Here is a 1,503-nt window from a genome sequence, read left to right on the forward strand (position 1 = left end):
ATTCGAAAAATACTTCCAGATATGCCGATAACTATTCATATAAAAGACTTCAAAGACTAATTTATGTCGGAGAAACAGACAGAAAAAGAGTCCTTTGTAGAGGAGACGAAGTCCAAGATGGACGAGTGGTCCGCCGAGCTGGACGAGCTGAAAGCGGAAGCTGAGCGGGCCGAGGGCGAGATCAAATACCGATACCAAGAAGAGATCGAGATGCTCCAGGATAAGCAGAAGACAGCTCAGGAGAAGCTCGCAGAGCTGCAGAGGGCGACCGATACATCTTGGACCGAGTTCAAGGAGGGGATGTCTGCGGCCCTTATCGATATAAGGAAAGCGATGGAAGATGCGAAGTCGAAGCTGAAATGAGCACCGGACCGATTGGTTCTGCAGAAGATCTCAGATCAGATGAGGGTCGGAATTGGTGAATGATATATGGAACATAAATCCAGGGGTCGAATAGAGGGAAGAACGGCGATAGTCACCGGCTCTACTTACGGCATAGGCGAGGCGATAGCAAAGGTTCTGGCTGGGGAAGGGGCGATCTCGATCATCACCGGAAGGACCGAGGAGGAGGGTGAAAGGGTCGCCGAGGAGATCCGATCCAATGGAGGGGCCGCAGAGTACCACTATCTCGACGTGACCGACGAGGAGAGGGTTGAGGAGCTGATGCGGGCCGTCTACGAGAGGTACGGCAGGATAGACATCCTGGTGAACAACGCCGGGATCTCCGGCCCCAACAAGCCGATCCACGAGTACACAAGGGAAGAGTGGGAGCGGGTCTTCGACGTCAACGTCACCGGGGCCTTCCTCTGCACCAAGTACGCCATCCCCTACCTGAAGAAGGGTGGCGGAGGAAATATCGTCTACATATCCTCGATATACGGAATCGTCGGTGCCTCGGACGTTCCCGCCTACCACGCGACGAAGGCCGCCAACAGGATCATGGCCAAGACTGGCGCCCTCTTCTATGCCAAGGACAAGGTGAGGGTGAACTCAGTCCATCCGGGCTTCATCTGGACCCCGATGGTCGAGGATTTCCTCGAAGGGCAGTCCAGTGCCCTCGGCGTGCCTGCAGAGGATCTGAGAGCTGAGCTGGACGCACAGCACCCCATAGGGCACATAGGCGAGCCGGAGGACATCGCCTACGGCGTCCTCTACCTCGTCTCAGACGAGGCGAAGTTCGTGACCGGCTCGGAGCTTATCATAGATGGTGGCTACACCACCAGATAATCTCATCTAGGGAGGAGATCTATGAGATATATCACCATCTGCCTCGATGATGAGGACTTCGAGCGTCTATCGATGGCCAAAGGCGACAGAACCTGGCGAGAGTACATAATGAAGGACGTCCTGAACCAGCACCGGCGTCGAAAGCTGCAGACGATGACAGAGAACTAGAGGTGAAACTTTGAACGCGGTTCACTTCCCCCTGACGACGATGGTGAGAACGTCCTCGTCGGCGAGGACGTGGTCGAGCCCCACCGACTGGCCCGGGAACTTGGCGCT

4 protein-coding genes are annotated in these 1,503 nt (G+C 55.6%); 3 read left to right on the top strand and 1 reads right to left on the bottom strand.

Features of this window, described 5'->3' with window-relative positions; all coding sequences use genetic code 11:
* Positions 1 to 63: 63 nt before the first annotated feature.
* The 3 genes from ACP5EL_RS10310 (at position 64) to ACP5EL_RS10320 (ending at position 1,395) form a co-directional block, all read left to right on the top strand.
* Complete coding sequence (locus tag ACP5EL_RS10310) at positions 64 to 363, top strand: hypothetical protein (protein WP_428402423.1); 300 nt, start codon at positions 64 to 66, stop codon at positions 361 to 363.
* A 66-nt stretch (positions 364 to 429) separates the two neighbouring features.
* Complete coding sequence (locus tag ACP5EL_RS10315) at positions 430 to 1,227, top strand: SDR family NAD(P)-dependent oxidoreductase (RefSeq protein WP_428402424.1); 798 nt, start codon at positions 430 to 432, stop codon at positions 1,225 to 1,227.
* Positions 1,228 to 1,248: 21 nt separating this feature from the next.
* Positions 1,249 to 1,395: a hypothetical protein gene (locus tag ACP5EL_RS10320; RefSeq protein WP_428402425.1), complete on the top strand. Its 147-nt coding sequence runs from the start codon at positions 1,249 to 1,251 to the stop codon at positions 1,393 to 1,395.
* Positions 1,396 to 1,416: 21 nt separating this feature from the next.
* Here ACP5EL_RS10320 and ACP5EL_RS10325 read toward each other — a convergent pair.
* The coding region (locus ACP5EL_RS10325) for a TGS domain-containing protein (RefSeq protein ID WP_428402426.1) at positions 1,417 to 1,503 on the bottom strand (87 nt) is incomplete at its 5' end.

The organism is Methanocrinis sp., assembly GCF_049974945.1.
GTDB lineage: Archaea > Halobacteriota > Methanosarcinia > Methanotrichales > Methanotrichaceae > Methanocrinis.

Coding starts and splice junctions, on each gene's coding strand:
- ACP5EL_RS10310 (WP_428402423.1), top strand. CDS start 64: ATGTCGGAGAAACAGACAGAAAAAGAGTCCTTTGTAGAGGAGACGAAG.
- ACP5EL_RS10315 (WP_428402424.1), top strand. CDS start 430: ATGGAACATAAATCCAGGGGTCGAATAGAGGGAAGAACGGCGATAGTC.
- ACP5EL_RS10320 (WP_428402425.1), top strand. CDS start 1,249: ATGAGATATATCACCATCTGCCTCGATGATGAGGACTTCGAGCGTCTA.